2 protein-coding genes are annotated in these 1,999 nt (G+C 45.5%); one reads left to right on the top strand and one right to left on the bottom strand.

Annotation, left to right across the window (positions count from 1 at the left end; genetic code table 11):
• Positions 1-118 precede the first annotated feature (118 nt).
• Positions 119-928: a pentapeptide repeat-containing protein gene (locus tag QT974_RS33845; protein ID WP_333472733.1), complete on the bottom strand. Its 810-nt coding sequence runs from the start codon at positions 926-928 to the stop codon at positions 119-121.
• A gap of 119 nt (positions 929-1,047) precedes the next feature.
• Here QT974_RS33845 and QT974_RS33840 point away from each other — a divergent pair, with 119 nt between their 5' ends.
• A complete protein-coding gene (locus QT974_RS33840; protein ID WP_333472732.1) occupies positions 1,048-1,941 on the top strand; it encodes a phosphodiester glycosidase family protein in 894 nt (297 codons plus the stop codon).
• Positions 1,942-1,999: the final 58 nt, after the last annotated feature.

The raw sequence follows: 1,999 nt of genomic DNA, 5'->3' as shown, positions 1-1,999 counted from the left end.
TGATTGATACTAATACCATCCAAATATATAATTCCGATGCTACCGGAAACGATATCATTTAATGACCAAAAGCGCGATCGCGATTTCTGATTCAATCTCACTCAGATTATTTAATCTGTTAACTTTTAGATGGGAAATTAATGTAATTGATATCAAACTTAGCATCAGCGAGATTCGCCCCTCTAAACGAAGTACCCTCAGCCTTTGCAATCTCTAAAACAATAGCAGAGAAAGAGACAAATGCAAACCAAAGATAAAGCAGCGACACCAAGGCAAAACACGCACCCAAAAACAGTTGATCAGTGCTCAAAAAAGCACTAGCAGTTGCAGAAAATAAAAAAGCTGCTCCGTAAGTCGCAACACTTCCGGCCGCTACGATCGCAATTTTAGCAAATTGATAGCGTATCCGAGAACTCACAACAAACATTAACACGCCACCGATCGCCATTCCAGCCAGAGCAGCTTGAGAATTATTGTTAGTTGCAGTCCCAGCATAGAAAAATCCCAACAAAGCCCCTGATAGAATAGCAGAAATTGCTCCGGCAAATCTACCCAATTTTGACGTTAGCCGCTGTTGGCGCGCGATCGCCCCAGCCATACCACCAGCGCTCAAAACCCCGTACAGCAACAGCACAAAAGGCCAACTGCGAGAACCCGGTACCTGTCCTTGGGTTCCCAAAATCAGTCGAGTCACAACATCGCCCACAATCACACAAATCGCGATCGCCCAAAGCCAAAAAACAGCCAACTGTCGCCCCGAAAGCCCTATTTTAGCACCAATAAAATTCGCACCCGCCAACTGAGCATTTCTAAAATTGCAGCCTCGAACATCCGCACCGCCGAAATCAGCACCATTAAGAATTTGTCCCCGGAACGATCGATTACACAAAACTTGATTGCTAAAATTATTGACATCCGAATAATTCATATTTCTCTACTCTTCCCTCTCTTATCTTCCTACCCTTCGGGAACGGCTTCGCCGAACGCGTCCTTTGCGTCTTCGCGGTTCCTTAAAAAAATCTCCATCACAAAACGAAACTAAAATTTATGCTCAAAATCAAACACATTTCGCACATTCTCGGTTTCGGAATCTTGCTCGCACCAATACTAATCTACAACATTCCCTACTTTTCGCGTCCAGCACAAACCAACGAAGTGCGATCGTTATTTCAAGGAATCGCCTACCGACGGGAATTTCGTTCTAATCCGCGTCCCGCAATCATTCACACTGTTAGCATCGACCTCAAAGCGCCAGGAATTGGAATTTTTGTCACACCCGGAACCGCCACAGCCGATTTAACCGAAACCAACGCCCGCACCGCTACTGAATTCCTCAAAGAATTTAAATTGCAATTCGCAGTCAACGCCAATTTCTTTTATCCCTGCGTTGAGGAAGCACCTTGGAATTATTATCCCCGCAGTGGCGATCGAGTAAATAACGTCGGACACGCGATTTCTCAAAGCCAAGCTTACTCTCAACCAGAATCACACTTTCCCGCCCTTTGTTTTGACAGCAACAACCGCGCCAAAATAATCGAAAACGGCACTTGTCCTCAGGGAACAGCCCACGCAGTTGCGGGAGATACCGTGCTAGTGAAAAATGGCAAAGCCGTAGCACAAAGTCAGGAAAAAATCAAGGAAGATAAACCTTATCCGCGAACAGTTGTGGCGATCGACTTCACAGGTGAAAAACTGTGGTTAATTGTAGCAGACGGCAAGCAAAGGATGTACAGTGAAGGGCTGAAGTTGAGCGAAATAACAGAGATTTCGATGCAGTTAGGAGCCGATACAGTCCTAAATTTGGACGGCGGCGGCTCGGTAACTTTGGCCGTCGCATCACTCTCAGGAGCGAAACTATTGAATGCTCCGATTCAAAACAAAATGCCGATGCAGCAGCGGCCAATTTCCAATCATTTAGGGTTTTATGCACGGGAAAATTAAATAATCGGCGGTTGAAACCGCTGCTATACAAACAATGTCTGCCTCCGCAGACTCAAAG

The sequence above is a fragment of the Microcoleus sp. BM001215392 genome (assembly GCF_036700185.1).
In the GTDB taxonomy this organism is placed as follows: Bacteria; Cyanobacteriota; Cyanobacteriia; order Cyanobacteriales; family Microcoleaceae; genus Microcoleus.
The sequence above is the reverse complement of the archived record's forward strand: the minus strand, read 5'-3'. Positions and strand labels throughout refer to the sequence as shown.

What these genes read in the sequence shown, in the direction of transcription:
- QT974_RS33845 (WP_333472733.1), bottom strand. Translation starts at nt 928, where the DNA reads ATGAATTATTCGGATGTCAATAATTTTAGCAATCAAGTTTTGTGTAAT.
- QT974_RS33840 (WP_333472732.1), top strand. Translation starts at nt 1,048, where the DNA reads ATGCTCAAAATCAAACACATTTCGCACATTCTCGGTTTCGGAATCTTG.